Genomic DNA, 19,523 nt, shown 5'->3' on the forward strand with positions numbered 1-19,523 from the left:
GAGCGCGCTTGCCCGCGAATGGCAGCGGGTCAGCCACAAAGATGTTGGCTGACTCATCGCAACTCGCGGGCAAGCGCGCTCCTGCAGGGTTGGTTCGCGTCGCATCAGGCTTTGTAGGCGGCCGCCAGAATCAACACCTTCATCTCGGCAACTGCTGCCTTGAAACCAACGAACAAGGCGTGTGCCACCAACGCGTGACCGATGTTCAACTCGTTGATGCCTTTGATCGCCGCTACCGCTTCGACGTTGTGGTAATGCAGCCCGTGACCGGCATTGACGATCAATCCCTGCCCTAGCCCAAAGGCCACACCGTCGGCGATACGCTTGAGCTCTTCAGCCACTTCGGTGGGCGATTGCGCATCGGCGTAGCGGCCGGTATGCAGTTCAATCGCTGGCGCGCCGATGCGCTTTGACGCTTCGATCTGACGCTCGTCGGCGTCGATGAACAGCGACACTTCGCAGCCGATGGCGGACAACCGATCCACAGCAGCCTTGATCCGCGCTTCCTGGCCTGCGACGTCCAGCCCGCCTTCGGTGGTGAGTTCCTGACGTGTTTCCGGCACCAGGCAAATGTGCGCCGGACGAATACGCTCGGCGAACGCGATCATCTCGTCAGTCACGCCCATTTCGAAATTCATGCGGGTCTGCAATACGTCCTTGAGCAGCAGCACATCGCGCTCCTGAATGTGCCGACGGTCTTCACGCAGGTGAACGGTGATGCCATCGGCGCCGGCTTCTTCGGCATCAAGCGCAGCCTTGACCGGATCGGGATAACGGGTGCCACGGGCCTGACGCAGCGTGGCGACGTGGTCGATGTTCACGCCAAGAAGAATGCGGGTGCTTTGAGTCACGGGGTTCTCCTGAAAATCTGATCTGACCAGGCAACAACGCCTGGCAATGCATGCGATAGGTGTAAGTGTCAGGGTTTGCGAAACAGCTCACGGCTGACCAGTGGACGCCCGCCCAAATGAACCGCAAGCGCCTGGCGCATCAAGCGTTTGGCCGCCGACAGCGCGCCGGGTGAAGTCCAGTCGGCTTCAGCCATAGCCAGCAATTCGGCGCCCTGAAATTGCCCAGGCTGAAACAGGTAAACGCGCTCAAGGCCTGCGTCCACTTGCAGGCGGTACATGCCGTCAGCTGAAAGCGGATCGCCGTTGACGTCCACGTCGAGGGCAAAACCGTAACCCAAGTCGTCCAGCAGACGCCACTCGAACGAACGCAATAATGGTTCCAGCGGACGGCCTTCAGCCAATGCGCCAAGAGTGGCGGCGTAATGATCAAACACACCGGGGTGCGGGTCTTCGGCGGGTAGCAGCCGAATCAGCAGTTCGTTGAGGTACAGACCACTGAACAGCGCTTCGCCTTCGAGCCAGCACGACACACCGAACGCCTCCATGCGGCCAACGTTTTTCAATTCGCCCCGCCCGCGAAACTCGATGTCCAGCGGTACGAAGGGTCTGGCGAGCGTGCCGGCCTTGCCACGGGCACTGCGCAACACGGCCCGCAGCCGACCTTGAGGCGTGATGAAATCCACCAACGCGCTGGTTTCTCGGTAGGCGCGACTATGCAACACATAAGCAAGTTGGCCGGCGGGTGCGATCAAGGACATGCACTTCTCAATGAAAGAACGCGGTTTTCACACAACCCAAAACCAGTGTGGGAGGGAGCTTGCTCGTGATGCCGGTGCAACAGCCAACATCAATGCTGAGTGTTACATCCTCATCGCGAGCAAGCTCCCTCCCACATTTAAATCGGCCTATCGCTGAACCTGGACGTCTTACAGGTCGCCGTAGCCCAACGAACGCAGCGCGCGCTCGTCATCGGACCAACCTCCTTTGACCTTGACCCAAAGGTTAAGCATGACTTTGGAGTCGAACAGCAGCTCCATGTCGCGCCGCGCATCAGTGCCGATGCGTTTGATGCGATCACCCTTGTCGCCAATGATGATCTTCTTCTGGCCATCACGTTCGACGAGGATCAGCGCATGAATGTGCAGGGTTTTGCCCTGCTGCTTGAACTCTTCGATTTCGACGGTGATCTGGTACGGAACCTCGGCGCCCAGCTGACGCATGATCTTCTCGCGAACCAGTTCGGCGGCCAGGAAACGGCTGCTGCGGTCAGTGATCTGATCTTCCGGGAAGAAGTGATCGTTCTCTGGCAGGTGCGTGGCGATCAGGGTTTCCAGCGCTTCAAGATTGTGACCGTGCTGCGCGGAGATCGGCATGATCGAGGCATTGGGCAACTGACCTTGCAGCCACTCCAGATGCGGCATCAGCTCAGCCTTGTCCTCGATGCGGTCGGTCTTGTTGATCGCCAGAATCACAGGGCCCTGCACGTACTGCACGCGCTCGAGCACCATCTGGTCTTCATCGGTCCAGCGGGTGCGATCAACCACGAAAATCACTACATCGACGTCTTTCAACGCAGCCGATGCAGTCTTGTTCATGTAGCGGTTGAGGGCTTTCTCGCCATTCTTATGCATGCCGGGCGTATCGACGTAGATCGCCTGCACGCTGCCTTCGGTCTTGATGCCGAGCATGTTGTGACGGGTGGTTTGCGGCTTGCGCGACGTGATCGCAAGCTTCTGGCCGAGGATGTGGTTCAGCAGCGTGGACTTGCCCACGTTGGGCCGGCCAACAATGGCGACGTAGCCACAGCGTGTTGCAGTTGAATCAGTCATTGCCGTTCTCCACGCCAAGGGCGATGAGTGCTGCGGCCGCGGCTACCTGTTCGGCAATGCGACGGCTAACACCCTGTCCCCGGCTTTTTTCATTCAGTAAAGTGATCTCGCATTCGACGAAAAACGTCCGGCAATGCGGTTCGCCCTGGATGTCCACCACTTCGTAGCGCGGCAGATCACAGGCGCGCGACTGCAGAAATTCCTGAAGCCGAGTCTTAGGGTCTTTGTTGGTGTCCACCAGCGTCAGGCTGTCGAATTCGGTAGTCAGCCAGGCAAGCACGCGATCACGCGCAACGTCCATACCAGCGTCCAGATAAATCGCGCCGATCAGGGCTTCAAGGGCATCGGCGAGGATCGACTCACGACGAAAGCCGCCGCTTTTCAGCTCACCCGAACCCAGGCGCAGGTACTCGCCCAGATCAAACCCGCGAGCCAGCAACGCAAGGGTCTCGCCTTTTACAAGCCGTGCTCGCAACCGCGACAGCTGACCTTCGCGCGCCTGCGGGAAACGATCGAACAGCGCCTCACCGGCAACGAAATTGAGGATCGCATCGCCGAGAAACTCAAGACGCTCATTGTTGCGGCCGGCGAAACTGCGGTGTGTCAGAGCCAGGATCATCAGTTCCTGGTCCTTGAAGGTGTAGCCGAGCTGACGCTCGAGGCGGCTCAAAGAAACGCTCACGGTCTACCCACGCTGAATTGGTGGTCGAACTTAACCACCAGATCGATGTTCTGGATCAATGGCTCACGTTTCTCGTAGTTCAAATGGGCGAGGAACCTGCTGTTCTCCGTCGTCACGCTTAACGCCTTCTTCAAATCCAAATCCCGAATGTTATTGATCTGCATGCCTTTAGCGACATAGCCGTAAAAATCATCGACCGTCACCACACTCGCTGCCTTGTCGGTTCCCACTGCTTCGATGATTTTCTTCATCGACATGTAGTCGAGGTAGTGCGGGACCACTTTGGCACCTGTGCTCGCGAGAAAGGCGAGAACTGCCAACAGCGCCAGCCATCCCAGGAACGACAAGCCTTTTTGCGAACGGGCGACTGTCATGTACGACCTCAAGAATAGTCCTTCAAATCTGTGTGCAAGGTGAATCGAGCCACACCTTGGTTGTTGCCTGCCGAAATGACATACGGCGCTGTCAATAACAGCGCCGTATCGGCTACTTGATCAACCCGACTCGCGAGAAGTTGGGGAAGTGACTCAGCTTGGGCTCTGGCCAACTCATCCACACCGCAAACGCTTTGCCCACGATGTTTTTGTCCGGGACCATCCCCAATTCGTCCTTGGGAATATTGGGGTCATCCCAATAACGGCTGTCGTTGGAGTTGTCCCGGTTGTCGCCCATCATGAAGTAATGCGCTGCAGGAACCGTCCACTCGCTGTCAGGTGGCGCGCGGTAGCGGCTCATTTCCTGGCGGATCTGGTGTTCGACGTCGCCAAGCTTTTCCTGATACAGCTCCGCGCTGCCTAAGGTTCCGGGCTCGGTACCAATCAGCTGCTTGGCGACCAGTTCGCCGTTGACGAACAGTTTCTTGTCACTGGTGTAGCGAATCTTGTCGCCCGGCAGACCGACTACACGCTTGATGTAGTTGACGCTCGGGTCGCTTGGATAGCGGAACACCATCACATCGCCACGCTGCGGATCACCAATCTGGATGACCTTCTGATCGAGCACTGGCAGGCGAATGCCATACGAGAACTTGTTGACCAGAATGAAATCGCCTACATCGAGCGTCGGTTTCATCGAACCCGACGGGATCTGGAAAGGCTCAACCAGAAACGAACGCAACACCAGCACAATGAACAGCACTGGAAAGAACGACTTGCCGTATTCAACCAGCAGGGGCTCTTTGTTCAATTGCTCGACAACGCCAACGTCAGGCTGGCTGACGCTGCCCTGATAGGTGGCTATCGCGGTACGCCGACGAGGCGCGAGAACGATCAGGTCGAACAAGGCCAACAGACCGCAAACAGCGACGGCGATGACCAACAACAGCGGGAAATTTAGTGACATAGGGCCTGACTATTCCAACCTGAGCACTGCAAGGAAGGCTTCCTGTGGAATTTCCACGTTGCCCACCTGCTTCATGCGTTTCTTACCGGCTTTCTGTTTTTCCAGCAGCTTGCGCTTACGACTGACGTCGCCGCCGTAACATTTGGCCAGTACGTTCTTTCTGAGCGCCTTGACGGTTGTACGCGCCACAACCTGCCCGCCGATGGCGGCCTGGATTGCCACGTCGAACATCTGACGAGGAATCAGTTCTTTCATCTTTTCGGTCAACGCGCGTCCTTTGTAGTTCGCGTTGTCCCGGTGAACGATCAACGCCAACGCATCGACTTTCTCACCGTTGATCAGTACATCCAGCTTCACCAGATTTGCAGACTGGTAACGATCGAAATGATAGTCCAGGGAAGCGTAACCACGGCTGACCGATTTGAGACGGTCGAAGAAGTCCAGGACCACTTCGTTCATCGGCAGGTCGTAGGTCACTTGCACCTGAGTACCGAGGAACAGCATGTCGTGCTGAACGCCACGCTTTTCGATGCACAGCGTAATGACGTTACCAAGGTGCTCCTGAGGCACAAGGATGTTGGCGCGCACGATAGGCTCGCGCATGTCCTCGATGCTCGACAGGTCAGGAAGCTTGGAGGGGTTGTCGACGTAAATTGTTTCACCGGTTTTAAGCAGCAATTCGAAAATTACCGTTGGCGCGGTGGTGATCAGGTCCAGATCGTATTCACGCTCCAGACGCTCCTGGATGATCTCCATGTGGAGCATGCCGAGGAAGCCGCAACGGAAGCCAAAGCCCAGCGCGTCGGAGCTTTCTGGCGAATATTGCAGTGAAGAATCGTTAAGCGTCAGCTTTTGCAGTGCTTCGCGGAAGTCTTCGAAGTCATCGGAACTGACAGGGAAAAGACCGGCATAAACCTGTGGCTGGATACGCTTGAAGCCTGGCAATACCTCGACATCCGGGGTGGTGCTCAGGGTCAGGGTGTCACCCACTGGTGCGCCGTGGATGTCCTTGATGCCAGCGATGATGAAGCCTACTTCGCCAGCTTTGAGGTCTACCGTTGCAGTGTGCTTGGGGTTGAAAACGCCCACGCTATCCACCAGGTGCAGCTTGCCGGTGGATTTGACCAGAATCTTGTCGCCCTTCTTCACACGGCCATGGCGCACGCGAACAAGGGAAACAACGCCCAGGTAGTTGTCGAACCACGAGTCGATGATCAACGCTTGCAGCGGGTCTTCGATATTGCCGGTCGGCGCAGGAATGGTCTGCACCAGACGCTCCAGGACCTCATCAACACCCAGGCCGGTTTTGGCGCTGCAGGCCACGGCGTCGGTCGCATCAATGCCGATGATCTTTTCGATCTCTTCCTTGACGCGGTCCGGATCAGCCTGAGGCAGGTCGATCTTGTTCAACACCGGCATGACCTCAAGGCCCTGCTCGATGGCGGTATAGCAGTTGGCAACGGACTGGGCTTCGACGCCTTGACCGGCGTCGACCACCAGCAGCGCGCCTTCACACGCCGCCAGCGAACGGCTGACTTCGTAAGTGAAGTCAACGTGGCCGGGCGTGTCGATGAAATTCAGTTGGTAGGTAATGCCGTCTTTCGCGGTGTAATACAAGGTGACGCTGTGGGCCTTGATGGTGATCCCGCGCTCGCGCTCAAGGTCCATGGAGTCAAGTACTTGGGCTTCCATTTCGCGCTCGGACAACCCGCCGCACATTTGAATGAAACGGTCAGCCAGCGTCGACTTGCCATGGTCAATGTGGGCGATGATGGAGAAATTGCGGATATGACTCAAATCACTCACGGATCAACACTCAAAAGGTTGCAGGCAGACTGCCCGCCGAAAAATAGCCGGGAATTGTACCTGAAGGAAGGCTGGGGCGTCACGTTCACACTCCACGCCGCACCGCACCAGTTCTCGCGGGCACAAAAAAAGGAGCGGTAGAACCGCTCCTTTTTCATCATCGGTTGATTACTCGGCCAGTTTGAAGGTGATGAACGTTGCACGCCCTTGACGCAGCACACGCATGGACACCGAACGATTCTTGGGCAGGCCTTTGGCAACCTCAGTGAACTGCTTGGCCGAGGTAAGCGCCTGATTGTTCAAGTGGGTGATGACGTCGCCGGTTTGCAGACCGATCAACGAAGCAGGACCGTCCTGGACATCCTTGATGATAACGCCGCCCTTCAGGTCCATGCTTTTGAGTTGCTCAGCAGTCAGGTCTGCAACCGAAACACCCAGACGATTGCTGTTGCGCTCAACACCATCTTCAGAAGAGCCCATTTCCTTACCCTCATCAGGTAAGGCGCCTACGGTGACGGTCAGCTTCTGACGCTTGCCATCACGGATCACTTCCAGTTCGGCTTTGCTGCCGTCTTTCAGATTACCGATCAGATGTGGCAAGTCAGCCGACATGACGATTGGCTGGCCATTGGCGCTCAGAATCACATCGCCTACTTGCAGGCCACCTTTGGCAGCAGGGCCATCATCGATTACCTGGGCGACCAGCGCGCCGGCTGGTTTGTCGAGCCCGAATGATTCGGCCAGGTCTTTGTTCACTTCCTGGATCACCACGCCCAACCAACCGCGATTGACCTTGCCGCTGGCTTTCAGCTGATTGGAGACATCCAGCGCTACATCAATCGGGATTGCAAACGACAGGCCCATGAAACCACCGGAGCGCGTGAAGATTTGCGAGTTGATGCCCACAACCTCCCCTGCCATGTTGAACAGCGGGCCACCCGAGTTGCCTGGGTTGATCGCGACGTCAGTCTGGATGAACGGCACATAGGTATCGTTCGGCAAGCTGCGGCCCTTGGCGCTGACGATCCCCTTCGTCACCGAGTGATCAAACCCGAAGGGCGAGCCGATGGCCAATACCCATTCGCCGACTTTCAGCTTGTCGGAATTACCCAGCTTGACCGTGGGCAAGTCTTTGCCGTCGATTTTCAACAGCGCTACGTCAGTCCGGGGATCGGTCCCCACCAGCTTGGCTTTCAGCTCGCTGCGGTCTGACAAGCGCACGAGGATTTCGTCCGCGCCGTCAATGACGTGATTGTTCGTCATCACGTAGCCGTCAGAGGAGATGATGAAACCTGATCCCAGCGACTGCGCTTCGCGCTGACGATCACCCTTACCTGAGCCAGAGCCAGGCGGACGCGACCCCGGCGGCACGCTGCGCTCGAGAAACTCGCGCAGCATCGGCGGCAGCCCTTCGAGATCAGGCATCTGACCTTGAGCCACGGAGCGGTCCGGAAGCTTTTGCCGAGTACTGATGTTCACCACTGCGGGGGAAGCTTGCTCCACCAATGATGTGAAGTCTGGCAACGCCTCTGCCTGGGCAGTGACTACCTGGCCAAGCATCAGCACGGCGGCCATCAGGGAAAGATAAGATTTCAAGCGAGGTATGGACATACGGCTCCCGTTCATAACGAGCATGGGTAAGCGATACGGACCGGCAGGTCCGAAGAGCATGCGTGCAATGCAGCATAGTGCGGCACTGCTCTCTCGGGCAGCATTCCGGTCCTGGAAACGAAAAAGGCCAGAGCTGCGAAGCTGTGACCTATAGAAAAAAAAGTGCTTATTTGCAACCCACAAAGCTCACCAAACATTTCAGCATGTGGGCCGACGCCCTCATTAAGCTGGCTGGCGCGGGAAGTCGCCCAAAATGAAACCTTTTTCATAGTGGGCACATTCGAGGGCTCAGGTCACTTCTTGGCAGGTGTGGCAGAATCACTGCGCATCGACAACGCTATACGTTCAGCGGTGCCAATCGGGATTTCCCCAACCACCGTTACCATCGCATCACCCTTGGGCGTGTTGAGGCGGCGAGAAACGGCAACAGTGGGACCTAGCTGCGTGCGAATGTCTGTCACCGCGGCGCCTGAGACGGGCTCGATAAACACGGAAAAACGCGCGAGGCCATCGTCATACATCAAGCTTGTGACCAGAGATTTGGAGTCCGGATCCTTGCGAGCTGCAGCACTGCTTAGCTCGAACCCCGGCGGTAACCAGTCCGAATGCCACGCAACGGGCGCGGGTTTAGTCGCATCTGGCTTGGCTTTGGCAACGTCGACCTGCTTGCACTCAGCGCTGGCAGCCAGCATCTGATCGGTAGGAACGTCGGAGGTATTGAGCTCAGTGAATTGGAATCGCTCAAGCAGCTGCCCTTTATCGCTCAGCAACAGCGACTTCAACGGCAAACCGGTTTCGGCGTCCAGATGCAATTCGATTCCGTAACGGTGCTGATCCTTCGGCGTCAGAGTGACGATGACTGCCGGACGACCTGCTACCCGCGACTTGCCTGCAACCGCCATGTCATACCACGCAGACAGTTTGGCTGCGTCGAAGGCGTGAGCCGGGGAATCAGGGATATTGGTCACGCCAGGAACGAGATTGCCGCTCACACATTGCGTGACGCCGTCTACGCGTAAGACTTCCTGAGCGGAGCCATCGAGTTGGAGAAGATGCTCACGGATTTTGCCATCGACCACACGATGCCAAATCCGGTGAGTTGAAAAGCTGCCATTACGTTCGTAAACGAAGGTGCCTTGAAAGCTTTGCTTTTGTTCTGCCTGCGCAAGACGCTTGAGCTGGTCTTGCGCATCATCGGCATGAACTGGAAGGACCAGCCACCCACCTAGCAGAAGCGGCAATAGACGGATGGGGTGCATGATCCTCCTTAACGGTTTTCCAGGCTGGCAGCGCGTGCATACGGCAATGCGCTTTCAGTGCCTTTCAACGCAGCTTGCTGAGCATGTTGACGCAGATAGCCCGGCAAACGCTGGTCGTGCCATCCGGCCTGACCTTGCAACACACCACTGGCCATAGGGCCTGGAGCTTGCTCGCTCTCGGTATAGCCAGCCAGGACTGCCGGACCTTTGACCTGAGGGGCAAGGTTGGCAGGCTGAGCCGACTGCTGCGCCAATTGGGCACCAGCGATGTCATCCTGATTGTAAAGACGCACGCCTGCCAACACAGCCACGGTGACCGATGCAGCAACAGCCAAGCGACCCAAGGTGCGCCATGGACCACGACCGGCTTTGAGCGGACTGACCTCATCAGCGATCGCGGCAGCAACAGATGCCGAGATATCCAGATGCGGGATCAACAATTCCTTGTGCATGGCTGCACGAGCGATCTGATAACGCGACCATGTGGCACGTGTATCCGCATCGTCGATTGCATTAAGCACTCGACGTAATTCAAGTTCGTCCGCTTCGTTATCCATCACTGCGGACAGCGATTCCTGCAGGGCTTCACGACTCATGGCGGTTCCTCTCTTTTGGCTATCGCCGCTGTCTCAGGATTCCTGCAACAAAGGCTGCAGGGCTTTATCAATGGCTTCCCGAGCGCGGAAGATGCGTGAGCGCACGGTACCAACCGGACACTGCATGACGCTTGCAATGTCTTCGTAACTCAGACCGTCGAACTCACGTAAAGTTAGAGCTGTACGCAAATCTTCCGGAAGTAGCTGGATAGTTCGATGGACGGTGCCCTCGATCTCATCCCGTAACAATGCTCTTTCCGGTGACTCGATGTCCTTTAGGCCATGATCGCCGTCGTAGAACTCCGCGTCTTCAGATCTGACATCACTGTCCGGTGGTCGCCGACCTCGCGACACCAGATAGTTTTTCGCCGTGTTAATGGCGATGCGGTACAGCCATGTGTAAAAGGCGCTGTCGCCGCGAAAGTTGCCAAGTGCGCGGTAAGCCTTGATAAAGGCCTCTTGGGCGACATCTTGCGCTTCATGGGTGTCGTGGACGAATCGCACGATCAATCCAAGAATCTTGTGTTGATATTTCACCACTAGCAGATCAAAGGCTCGCTTGTCGCCGCGCTGTACGCGTTCGACCAGTTGCTGATCCTCTTCCTGGGTTAGCATGCATACTCCTCATAGAGCTTAAAGGAGCGTTGCAACGGCTCATTCACAGGCTTGCAAACATAGACTCGGGCTTTTGGCAAAAGTTCTCCCCCCTTCAAGCAAGTTTCCGGCGAGCGATGGTGGCCCGCACGAAAAACGCAGCTCGAACCAAGTCGGCTGCGTGAATAATCTTGTCGTCGAACGCGCTGGCAATGGCCATGTATTGATCCTCGCCTAGCGCCGACGCTGTCCCTTTATCGGCAACCTCCTATTGAACGTGGCGCTTATTAAAAAGTTCCACATTCATTTTCGGTCGTAAGACGCACGTCAATCCGTTTGTAGGAAGAAATCGAGAGCTACCTATCGATGTTTCGAACTTGCCAAACGGTATGCACGGTGCTCCGGAGTAGCGCACAATCCGGGCCCGCTGTGGATTCACGATTGCCATAAAATCGCCGCTATTGTGCCGCTACACCCCTACATATAGCTAGTGGCCGTATAAGAGAGCCAAATTCAGATGAGCCGACATTTTCAACACGATGTTCTCGTGATTGGCAGTGGTGCTGCGGGGTTGAGCCTTGCGCTGACCTTGCCTGCGCATTTAAGCATTGCGGTCCTGAGCAAGGGGGATCTGGCGAACGGCTCAACCTTCTGGGCTCAGGGTGGCGTTGCGGCAGTTCTGGACAACACCGACACGGTTGAGTCGCACGTTGAGGACACGCTGAACGCAGGCGGGGGGCTGTGTAATGAGGACGCCGTCAGATTCACTGTCGAGCACAGCCGCGAAGCAATTGAGTGGCTGATCGACATGGGCGTGCCGTTCACCCGTGACGACCGGAACATTGTTGAAGACGGCGGATTTGAGTTTCACCTCACCCGCGAAGGCGGTCATAGCCATCGCCGCATCATCCACGCTGCCGACGCTACCGGCGCTGCAATCTTTACCACGCTGCTGGCTCAAGCCCAGGCGCGTCCCAATATACAGTTGCTGGAGCAGCGCGTAGCGGTCGATCTGATCACCGAGCGCCGTCTTGGCCTCGACGGTCAACGTTGCCTGGGCGCCTATGTCCTGGATCGCTCCACCGGCGAAGTGGATACCCACAGTGCTCGCTTTACGATTCTGGCCTCAGGTGGGGCCGCCAAAGTCTATCTCTATACCAGCAACCCCGACGGAGCATGTGGCGATGGCATTGCCATGGCCTGGCGCTCGGGTTGCCGGGTCGGCAATCTGGAATTCAACCAGTTCCACCCCACCTGCCTGTACCACCCCCAGGCCAAAAGCTTTCTGATCACTGAAGCGCTGCGCGGTGAAGGCGCCTATTTGAAGCTGCCCAACGGGGAACGCTTCATGCAGCGCTTCGATCCCCGCGCAGAACTCGCGCCTCGGGACATCGTTGCTCGCGCCATCGACCATGAAATGAAGCGGTTGGGGATTGACTGCGTTTATCTGGACATCAGTCACAAGCCCGAAGACTTCATCAAGACTCATTTCCCGACTGTCTATGAGCGCTGCCTGGAATTTTCCATCGACATTACCCGGCAGCCGATCCCGGTAGTACCCGCCGCCCACTACACCTGTGGCGGCGTTGTGGTCGATCAACATGGGCGTACCGATGTGCCAAGCCTGTATGCGATCGGCGAAACCAGTTTTACCGGGTTACACGGCGCCAACCGCATGGCCAGCAATTCGCTGCTCGAGTGCTTCGTATATGCGCGCTCGGCAGCGGCCCACATCGTCGGCCAGTTGCCGCAGGTTGCTCATCCGCTCCCGTTACCGGCTTGGGACGCCAGCCAGGTGACCGATTCTGACGAAGATGTAATCATCGCCCACAACTGGGATGAGCTGCGGCGTTTCATGTGGGATTACGTCGGCATTGTGCGCACCAACAAGCGCCTGCAGCGCGCGGCGCATCGCGTCCGGCTACTGCTGGACGAAATAGACGAGTTCTACAGCAACTATAAGGTCAGTCGGGATTTGATCGAGCTGCGCAATCTGGCGCAGGTGGCCGAGCTGATGATCAGTTCAGCGATGGCGCGAAAGGAAAGCCGAGGGCTGCATTACACGCTGGACTACCCGGACCTGTTGCCCGAGGCCATCGACACTATTCTGGTGCCGCCCACCTTTGCCGGCTGAACTTCAGGCGCAAACGCAGGCGTCGGTGGGTGTCCGGCGCCAGCGAGTCACTGGGAATGCAGACGCTGCTGACCCACCAGCGATCCATCCAGCGCCCCGCCGTCAGGCGGAAACGCAAAATCACGATGTGTGGCAGCGCAACGCTGTCACGCCGCAACTGCACCGGTTGCCAGCCTGAGCGGTCACTCCACAGCTGCCAGCCATCCCCGTCGCGACGCAAACCGGTAAATGCCTGTTCATCCGACAACGCAATGCAACGATGCCAATAGCGGATACCGTGCCACAGGCACAATAAAACGCCGATCAGCTTGACCCAGACGGGAATGTTAAGAAAAAACAGTGCGATCAGTGCCAGGGCCTGAGCGGCGAGGTACGCCGTCAGCAGCCTGCGCGAGGCGTGCCAACGACATTCGAAGCGATCACTTGGGCTGGACACGGTCCAGAATCATGCGAACCATGCGTTGCAGCTCGGGATCTTCGGATTCTGCGCGCTGCATGAACCAGCCGAACATGTCCTGATCTTCACAGGTCAGCAAGCGGACGTAGAGATCACGATCCACCTGATTGAGGCTTGGGTAGACTTCTTTTACAAACGGTACCAGCAGGACATCCAGCTCCAGCATGCCGCGGCGGCTGTGCCAGAAGAGGCGATTGAGTTCAACATCGTCGACCATGGAGGGCTCCTCGAATTTGGCGGCGAGTATACAGGGGCAATGCGGCTGGGCGTACCCGCACTTCGTCTCAGCAGTTTACCTGTACCCAATGAACCCACTCGGCACTATCATGGTGCCTCAGACTTCAACCCTGCGATGACCCATGGCCGACTCAGCTTTCTTCTGCACCCTCTCTCACGAAGGTGTTCTCGCCGTTCGAGGCGTGGACGCCGGCAAATTCCTTCAGGGCCAATTGACCTGCAACATCGATTACCTGAGCGACGCCAAAGCCAGTCTCGGCGCGCGCTGCACGCAAAAAGGCCGCATGCAGTCCAGCTTTCGCATCCTGCCAGAAGGTGATGGCTATCTCTTGGCGATGGCCAGCGAGCTGATCGAAGCGCAATTGCTGGACCTCAAGAAATACGCTGTGTTTTCCAAGTCCAAACTGACGGACGAAAGCGCGTCCTGGGCCCGGTTTGGCCTCAGTGACGGTGACAGCGCCCTGGCCGCGATGGGTGTCTACCTTACGCATGAGATCGACTCGGTTGCCCGCGGTAACGACCTCATTGCCATTCGCGTATCTCCCGGTCGCGCCGAGCTTTGGGTTCACGCCGACAAAGCCAGTGATGTCCAGGCCCAGCTTGCCGTTTCGCTTTGGCAAGGCTCGCTCAACGATTGGCTGCTGGGCCAGATTCGCGCCGGTATCGGGCAAGTGGTCGGGCAGACCCGCGAGACCTTCATTCCGCAGATGATCAACCTGCAAGCGGTCGGCGGCGTCAGCTTTAAGAAGGGCTGTTACACCGGTCAGGAAATCGTCGCCCGCATGCAGTATCTGGGCAAACTCAAGCGCCGCCTTTATCGGCTGAACCTTTCAAGTGGCGAACTGCCTGAAGCGGGAACGCCTTTGTTTTCACCGGTTCACGGCAGTGCCGTCGGCGAGGTGGTGATCGCGGCAAACAGTGACGAGGGCGTCGAGTTGCTAGCCGTGTTGCAGGCCGACGCTGCAGAAGATGGAAACATCCACCTCGGTTCGTCGGACGGCTTGGCGTTGCAAATGTCGGAGCTGCCCTACACTCTGGACAGCAAACTTGAGACACAGCGCTAAGCGCTTGTGCCAACTGCCTCACATCGTCAGCGTATTCGTCGCGTCCCAAGCCCGCCCCGGCAAAGGTCGCGATCCGTGCAACACCTTAGAGATGCGATATGAGCAACATGGCTGACGAGGTGCAAAGGGACCTGATCAAGGCGATCGACAGAGACGCTCTGTTTCTGCCGACACTCCCTGAAGTAGCGCTAAGAATCCGTCTGGCGGCGGAAGACGCTGAAATCAGCATTGCCGCGCTGAGCAAGGTCATCGGCAGTGACACCGCCTTGTCGGCACGCTTGATCAAAGTTGTGAACAGCCCGCTGCTGCGCCCCAACTTTGAAGTGAGTGATGTCCTGACGGCGATTCGTCGGCTGGGCGTCAACTACACCTGCAATCTGGCCATCGGTCTGGTGGTCGAGCAGATGTTTCACGCCAAATCCCCTGTGATCGACGCCAAGATGCGCGCCATCTGGAAGCTGAGTCTGCAAGTGGCCGGTGTCAGCAGCAGCTTGTGCCGCAGAACCCATCATTTGCGTGCTGACCAGGCGACGCTCGCGGGCCTGATCCACTTGATCGGCGTGCTGCCGATTCTGACCTACGCCGAAGACAACTTCGAACTGCTTTCCGACGCCGTTAGCCTCAATCATGTGATCGAGCGCATTCATCCGGTGATTGGCGAGCGGCTCCTGCGTTCATGGGATTTCCCCGAGGCGCTGTCGATTGTTCCTACCCAGTTTCAGGATTTTGAGCGTGTGTCGCTGCGGCCCGATTACGTTGATCTGGTGCAAGTGGCGACCGTGCATGTGCATGACGTGACGGGCAAGGCGTATCCGAACACCGATCTGAGTGTGTTGCCGGCTACTCGCCAGCTAGGGCTGGACCCGGCCGAAGGTGCGTTGATCATCGAAATGAACGAAGCGATGACGCTGCTTTATTAAATCTTTTAGGAAGCCTCGCGAACAAGTTCGCGCCTACAGAGGATCACCCGGCCCTGTAGGAGCCAACTTGTCGGCGAAGAAGTAAGCAATCAGCCAGACCCCGGCTCCAGCGCCACAAAACTCACCCGCACTTTCAATCCCCGCTCTGCTCCGTCGTGCAAACTGATCTGCGCCAGATGTGCGCGGCAAATCTCGCCGACAATCGCCAGCCCCAAACCAGACCCCAGCTGATTGCGTCGATAAAAGCGCTCGAACACCCGATCCCGCTCAAGCAAGGGAATGCCCGGCCCGTCGTCTTCGACTTCCAGCACGCAGGGGGCATGGACGCGCAAGATCACATTCCCGCCTTGGGGCGTATGCGCAAGTGCGTTGTCGATCAGGTTGCTCAGCAGCTCATTGAGTAGCGTCGGCTCGCCGCGCAGCCAGATCGGCGCATCGGCCTCCAGCGCCAGTGCGACACCTCGGGCGTGGGCCAGCGGCGCCATGGCCATACCCAACTCCCGGGCGAGTTGACTGAGATCGAGAACTTCGGCGCCGCCTTCAGAGATAGCCCGAGCGCCGTTTTCGATACGCGCCAGCGACAACAGCTGATTGGCCAGATGCGTCAGCCTGTCGGTACCGACGGCGGCTGTTTCCAGGGTCGAGCGCCACGTCGCCGGATCGTTGTCACGCAGCCCCAGTTCGACACGGGCTTTAAGGGCGGCCAGCGGCGTTCGTAATTCGTGAGCGGCGTCGGCAATGAACTGCGCCTGACGTTCGAATTGCAGGCGCAGCCGCTCAGTGAAATGGTTGAGCGAACTCACCAGTGGCCGCAACTCGTGCTGCACTTCGACCAAAGGCAAAGAGCGCAGATCGTCCGGCTGGCGCTCTTCCACCGCCGTGCGCAAACGATCCAGCGGACGCAAGGCCGCGCTGACCGTGAACCACACGAGCAACAACGCGCCACCGCCGAGCATACCCAGCCGCAGCAAGGTGTCGGCCATCAAGCCGCGGGCCATTGTCACCCGAGCTTCCTCGGTCTCGGCGACGCGTATTTCAGCCATGCCGTTCATGTTTGGCTCACTGACTGCTTTAAGCAGGCTCACCACCCGCACGTCTTGGCCCTGATAACGCGCGCTGTAAAACTTGGCCAGCGCCGGATACGCATCCGTGCGCGGCGTCCCAGGCGGCGGCCCCGGCAAATTTTCATAACCGGAAATCAGCTTCTGATCGATGTCGTTAACTTGGTAGTAGATTCGCCCGGCACTGTCGTAAGCAAAGGTGTCGAGGGCGACGTAAGGCACATCGGCGCTCAAGGTGCCGTCACGCTCAGACAGGCCGGCAGCGATGGTTCGGGCCGACGCCAGCAGCGTGCGGTCGTACGCGGTGTCCGCGGCCTCGCGTCCGTTCCAGTAGGCGCTCATGCCGCTGGCGATCATCAATACCACCAGCAACAGCCCGAGATTCCAGAGCAAACGCCAACGCAGGCTGTTTTCCCGATCAGGAAACAGGCTAGACATCGCGGCTTTCCAGCAGATAACCCAAGCCACGGAACGTCACGATGGCGATAGGCTGGCCATCAAGCTTTTTGCGCAAGCGGTGCACGTAGATTTCGATGGCGTCGGGGCTGGCTTCTTCGTCCAGGCCGAAGACCTGCGCGGCCAGTTGCTCCTTGCTCATGACCCGACCGGGACGTGCAATCAGCGCTTCGAGGACCGACTGCTCGCGGGAGGTCAACGTCAGCAGATCGTCGCCGACGGTAAAACGGCGAGTGTCGAGGTCGTAAACCAGCACGCCGCAGCGCTGCTGACGTTCGCCGCCCAAGACACTGCGTCGCAGCAGGGCTTTGACACGCGCTTCCAGCTCGGACAGTTCGAACGGTTTGGCCAGGTAATCGTCGGCGCCCAGATTCAGGCCGTGGACCCGATCCTTGACGTCGCTGCGGGCGGTAAGCATCAGCACCGGCAGGTTTTTGCCCCGTGCTCGCAAGCGCGCCAGCACCTCGAAACCATCCATGCGCGGCAGTCCCACGTCGAGAATCGCCACGGCATATTCCTCGCTGCCCAATGCCAGATCGGCGGCCACGCCATCGTGCAGGACATCCACGGTCAACCCGCCACTCTTGAGTGCTTGAGCGACACTTTCGGCCAGTTGCAGATGGTCTTCAACGAGCAAGACACGCATCGACTTCTCCAGATTGAGGCGTTGAGTGGAGGCGGAGTTTACAGGCGCCATTGGGTCTGTGAAGCGCTGACGTACATCCAGGCAGGTACGCTCTGACGATGCGGCAGCGATGAAAGGTTAATGAAAGGTAGTTGAAAGGTTGATGAAAGCTTCGCCGATTAGGATCCCGTTACGACTTGTTACCGTTTGAGCATGACCCAGGTCGCGATGAAAAACGCCTCGATGCGTTTTCAACAATAAAAACAATATCGGAGTCACCGTGATGCTGCATATCCTGCCCATGGCCCCTGCGCCCGATCTTCGTGTTTCCCCCCAAGCTCTTGTTCAGAATCTTCTCGATGCGGCTCTCTGCACGTCTCGTATGGTCATGCCTTTTCATCAATCGTCGTGGCCCTGCCCCGCTTGACGATTGTGAATTAACGCCTGATTACCCCTATCACCTCAAAAACAACAACTCCTCTGGAGACTGACCAATGAGCTCGACATTGCGCCGTTTCAGCGTCGCCGCCAGCTGCATGCTGGTAGCCACTCAACTCTGGGCCGCCGAACCCAATCGCCCTGAATGCATCGCCCCCGCCTCCCCCGGCGGCGGCTTTGACCTGACCTGCAAACTGGTGCAGAGCGCACTGGTCAACGAGAAGATTCTGTCCAAGCCGATGCGCGTGACTTACATGCCCGGCGGCGTCGGTGCAGTGGCCTATAACGCTGTCGTCGCGCAACGCCCTGCCGATGCCGGCACGTTGGTGGCTTGGTCCAGCGGTTCGTTGTTGAACCTGGCACAAGGCAAATTCGGGCGTTACGACGAAACCCAGGTTCGCTGGCTCGCCGCCGTCGGCACCAGCTACGGCGCCATTGCGGTGAAAGCCGACTCGCCGTACAAAAACCTCGATGACCTGGTCAAGGCCCTGAAAGCCGACCCTAGCAAAGTGGTCATCGGCTCCGGCGGCACCGTTGGCAGCCAGGACTGGATGCAAACCGCGTTGATCGCCAAGGCCGCCGGGATCAACCCGCGCGACCTGCGTTACGTCGCCCTCGAAGGCGGCGGCGAAATCGCGACTGCCCTGCTCGGCGGTCACATCCAGGTGGGCAGTACTGACATTTCCGACTCCATGCCGCACATCTTGAGCGGTGACATGCGCCTGCTGGCAGTGTTCTCCGACGAGCGACTGGACGAGCCGGAGATGAAGAACATCCCGACCGCTAAAGAGCAAGGCTACGACATCGTCTGGCCCGTGGTTCGCGGCTTCTACCTCGGGCCAAAAGTAACTGACGAAGAATACAACTGGTGGAAAGCGGCGTTTGACAAGCTGCTGGCCTCCGAAGACTTCGCTAAATTGCGCGATCAGCGCGAGCTGTTCCCGTTCGCCATGACCGGTGACGAACTCGATAAATACGTCAAGCAGCGTGTCGCCGAATACAAAACCATGGCCAAGGAATTCGGCCTGATTCAGTGATTGCACTCGATTGACTGACGAGTGGTTGCGCCGCCTGCGCGGTGGCGTAACCCAGGAGTTTTCACATGGTCCTGCAACGAATTTTCGCCTTTGTGCTGCTGCTGGTGTGTATCGGCCTGGCGCTGATGGCGTGGCCTTACAAGGCGCCGTTTTCCTACGAACCCGTTGGCCCGCGTGCGTTTCCGCTGCTGATGCTGGCGCTGATGGGCATCTCCCTGCTGTACATGGTGTTCCGCCCCGCGCCCATCGTGCATAGCGAGGACGAACCCGAACTCGACCGCCCGACGCTGATCAAGATCGCCATCTGCATCGGTCTGCTGTTGATCTTCGCCGGCCTGTTCGAGCCGTTGGGTTTCATCCTCAGCAGCATCCTGATCGGCATTCCAATGGCGCGCCTGTACGGCGGGCGCTGGGTGCCGAGCATCGTGATCATTACGTTGATGAGCATTGGCCTGTACGTGCTGTTCGACAAAGTCATGGACGTGCCTCTGCCCCTCGGTCTGCTCGACGTTCTGGAGAAATAAT

At 58.0% G+C, this 19,523-nt stretch carries 20 protein-coding genes; 5 read left to right on the top strand and 15 right to left on the bottom strand.

What is annotated here, in order from left to right; translation table 11 throughout:
* Window positions 1-104: 104 nt before the first annotated feature.
* From pdxJ to rpoE, 11 genes are all read right to left on the bottom strand, one after another.
* Window positions 105-851 (bottom strand): pyridoxine 5'-phosphate synthase, encoded by a 747-nt coding sequence (gene pdxJ, locus ACWKWM_RS05570; protein WP_483845172.1) that lies wholly within the window; start codon window positions 849-851, stop codon window positions 105-107.
* A gap of 68 nt (window positions 852-919) precedes the next feature.
* Window positions 920-1,603: a DNA repair protein RecO gene (recO, locus tag ACWKWM_RS05575; protein WP_483845365.1), complete on the bottom strand. Its 684-nt coding sequence runs from the start codon at window positions 1,601-1,603 to the stop codon at window positions 920-922.
* Between the two features lie 174 nt (window positions 1,604-1,777).
* Window positions 1,778-2,680 (bottom strand): GTPase Era, encoded by a 903-nt coding sequence (gene era / locus ACWKWM_RS05580; RefSeq protein ID WP_483845173.1) that lies wholly within the window; start codon window positions 2,678-2,680, stop codon window positions 1,778-1,780.
* Window positions 2,673-3,362 carry a ribonuclease III gene (gene rnc, locus ACWKWM_RS05585; protein WP_268797652.1) on the bottom strand — a complete coding sequence of 230 codons (690 nt, stop codon included), beginning with the start codon at window positions 3,360-3,362 and terminating at the stop codon, window positions 2,673-2,675. Before rnc ends, era begins: the two co-directional genes overlap by 8 nt.
* A complete protein-coding gene (locus ACWKWM_RS05590) occupies window positions 3,359-3,736 on the bottom strand; it encodes a DUF4845 domain-containing protein (RefSeq protein WP_483845174.1) in 378 nt (125 codons plus the stop codon). Before ACWKWM_RS05590 ends, rnc begins: the two co-directional genes overlap by 4 nt.
* Window positions 3,737-3,848: 112 nt before the next feature.
* Window positions 3,849-4,703: a signal peptidase I gene (lepB, locus tag ACWKWM_RS05595; protein WP_483845175.1), complete on the bottom strand. Its 855-nt coding sequence runs from the start codon at window positions 4,701-4,703 to the stop codon at window positions 3,849-3,851.
* Between the two features lie 9 nt (window positions 4,704-4,712).
* Window positions 4,713-6,509: a translation elongation factor 4 gene (gene lepA, locus ACWKWM_RS05600; protein WP_483845176.1), complete on the bottom strand. Its 1,797-nt coding sequence runs from the start codon at window positions 6,507-6,509 to the stop codon at window positions 4,713-4,715.
* Window positions 6,510-6,677: 168 nt separating this feature from the next.
* Entirely contained in the window at window positions 6,678-8,114 is a 1,437-nt protein-coding gene (locus ACWKWM_RS05605) for a DegQ family serine endoprotease (protein WP_483845366.1), read from the bottom strand.
* A 299-nt stretch (window positions 8,115-8,413) separates the two neighbouring features.
* On the bottom strand, window positions 8,414-9,379 hold the full coding sequence (locus ACWKWM_RS05610) for a MucB/RseB C-terminal domain-containing protein (protein WP_483845177.1): 966 nt from the start codon (window positions 9,377-9,379) through the stop codon (window positions 8,414-8,416).
* Between the two features lie 8 nt (window positions 9,380-9,387).
* Complete coding sequence (locus ACWKWM_RS05615) at window positions 9,388-9,975, bottom strand: RseA family anti-sigma factor (protein ID WP_483845178.1); 588 nt, start codon at window positions 9,973-9,975, stop codon at window positions 9,388-9,390.
* 33 nt (window positions 9,976-10,008) lie between these two features.
* Window positions 10,009-10,590 carry an RNA polymerase sigma factor RpoE/AlgU gene (gene rpoE, locus ACWKWM_RS05620; RefSeq protein WP_268797658.1) on the bottom strand — a complete coding sequence of 194 codons (582 nt, stop codon included), beginning with the start codon at window positions 10,588-10,590 and terminating at the stop codon, window positions 10,009-10,011.
* 496 nt (window positions 10,591-11,086) lie between these two features.
* On the opposite strand from rpoE, the gene nadB reads away from it, so the two are divergent.
* Window positions 11,087-12,703 (top strand): L-aspartate oxidase, encoded by a 1,617-nt coding sequence (gene nadB / locus ACWKWM_RS05625; protein ID WP_483845179.1) that lies wholly within the window; start codon window positions 11,087-11,089, stop codon window positions 12,701-12,703.
* On the opposite strand, the gene ACWKWM_RS05630 is transcribed toward nadB, so the two are convergent.
* Both ACWKWM_RS05630 and ACWKWM_RS05635 read right to left on the bottom strand, forming a co-directional pair.
* Window positions 12,672-13,139, bottom strand: coding sequence for a protein YgfX (locus tag ACWKWM_RS05630; protein ID WP_483845180.1), 468 nt, complete (start codon window positions 13,137-13,139; stop codon window positions 12,672-12,674). The two genes, nadB and ACWKWM_RS05630, sit on opposite strands and share 32 nt — an antisense overlap.
* Window positions 13,123-13,377, bottom strand: a complete 255-nt coding sequence (locus ACWKWM_RS05635) for an FAD assembly factor SdhE (RefSeq protein WP_483845181.1) — start codon at window positions 13,375-13,377, stop codon at window positions 13,123-13,125. Before ACWKWM_RS05635 ends, ACWKWM_RS05630 begins: the two co-directional genes overlap by 17 nt.
* Before the next feature lie 142 nt (window positions 13,378-13,519).
* On the opposite strand from ACWKWM_RS05635, the gene ygfZ reads away from it, so the two are divergent.
* Both ygfZ and ACWKWM_RS05645 read left to right on the top strand, forming a co-directional pair.
* Window positions 13,520-14,461 (top strand): CAF17-like 4Fe-4S cluster assembly/insertion protein YgfZ, encoded by a 942-nt coding sequence (ygfZ, locus tag ACWKWM_RS05640; protein WP_483845182.1) that lies wholly within the window; start codon window positions 13,520-13,522, stop codon window positions 14,459-14,461.
* 98 nt (window positions 14,462-14,559) lie between these two features.
* Window positions 14,560-15,381 carry an HDOD domain-containing protein gene (locus ACWKWM_RS05645; protein ID WP_483845183.1) on the top strand — a complete coding sequence of 274 codons (822 nt, stop codon included), beginning with the start codon at window positions 14,560-14,562 and terminating at the stop codon, window positions 15,379-15,381.
* An 89-nt stretch (window positions 15,382-15,470) separates the two neighbouring features.
* On the opposite strand, the gene ACWKWM_RS05650 is transcribed toward ACWKWM_RS05645, so the two are convergent.
* Together ACWKWM_RS05650 and ACWKWM_RS05655 are read right to left on the bottom strand one after the other, a co-directional pair.
* A complete protein-coding gene (locus ACWKWM_RS05650) occupies window positions 15,471-16,880 on the bottom strand; it encodes a sensor histidine kinase (protein ID WP_483845184.1) in 1,410 nt (469 codons plus the stop codon).
* Window positions 16,873-17,544, bottom strand: a complete 672-nt coding sequence (locus ACWKWM_RS05655) for a response regulator (RefSeq protein ID WP_483845185.1) — start codon at window positions 17,542-17,544, stop codon at window positions 16,873-16,875. Before ACWKWM_RS05655 ends, ACWKWM_RS05650 begins: the two co-directional genes overlap by 8 nt.
* Window positions 17,545-18,059: 515 nt before the next feature.
* On the opposite strand from ACWKWM_RS05655, the gene ACWKWM_RS05660 reads away from it, so the two are divergent.
* Window positions 18,060-18,998 carry a Bug family tripartite tricarboxylate transporter substrate binding protein gene (locus tag ACWKWM_RS05660; protein ID WP_483834716.1) on the top strand — a complete coding sequence of 313 codons (939 nt, stop codon included), beginning with the start codon at window positions 18,060-18,062 and terminating at the stop codon, window positions 18,996-18,998.
* 65 nt (window positions 18,999-19,063) lie between these two features.
* Window positions 19,064-19,522, top strand: a complete 459-nt coding sequence (locus ACWKWM_RS05665) for a tripartite tricarboxylate transporter TctB family protein (protein WP_483845186.1) — start codon at window positions 19,064-19,066, stop codon at window positions 19,520-19,522.
* Window position 19,523 lies beyond the last annotated feature (1 nt).

The sequence above is a fragment of the Pseudomonas rosaeacicularis genome (genome assembly GCF_057128745.1).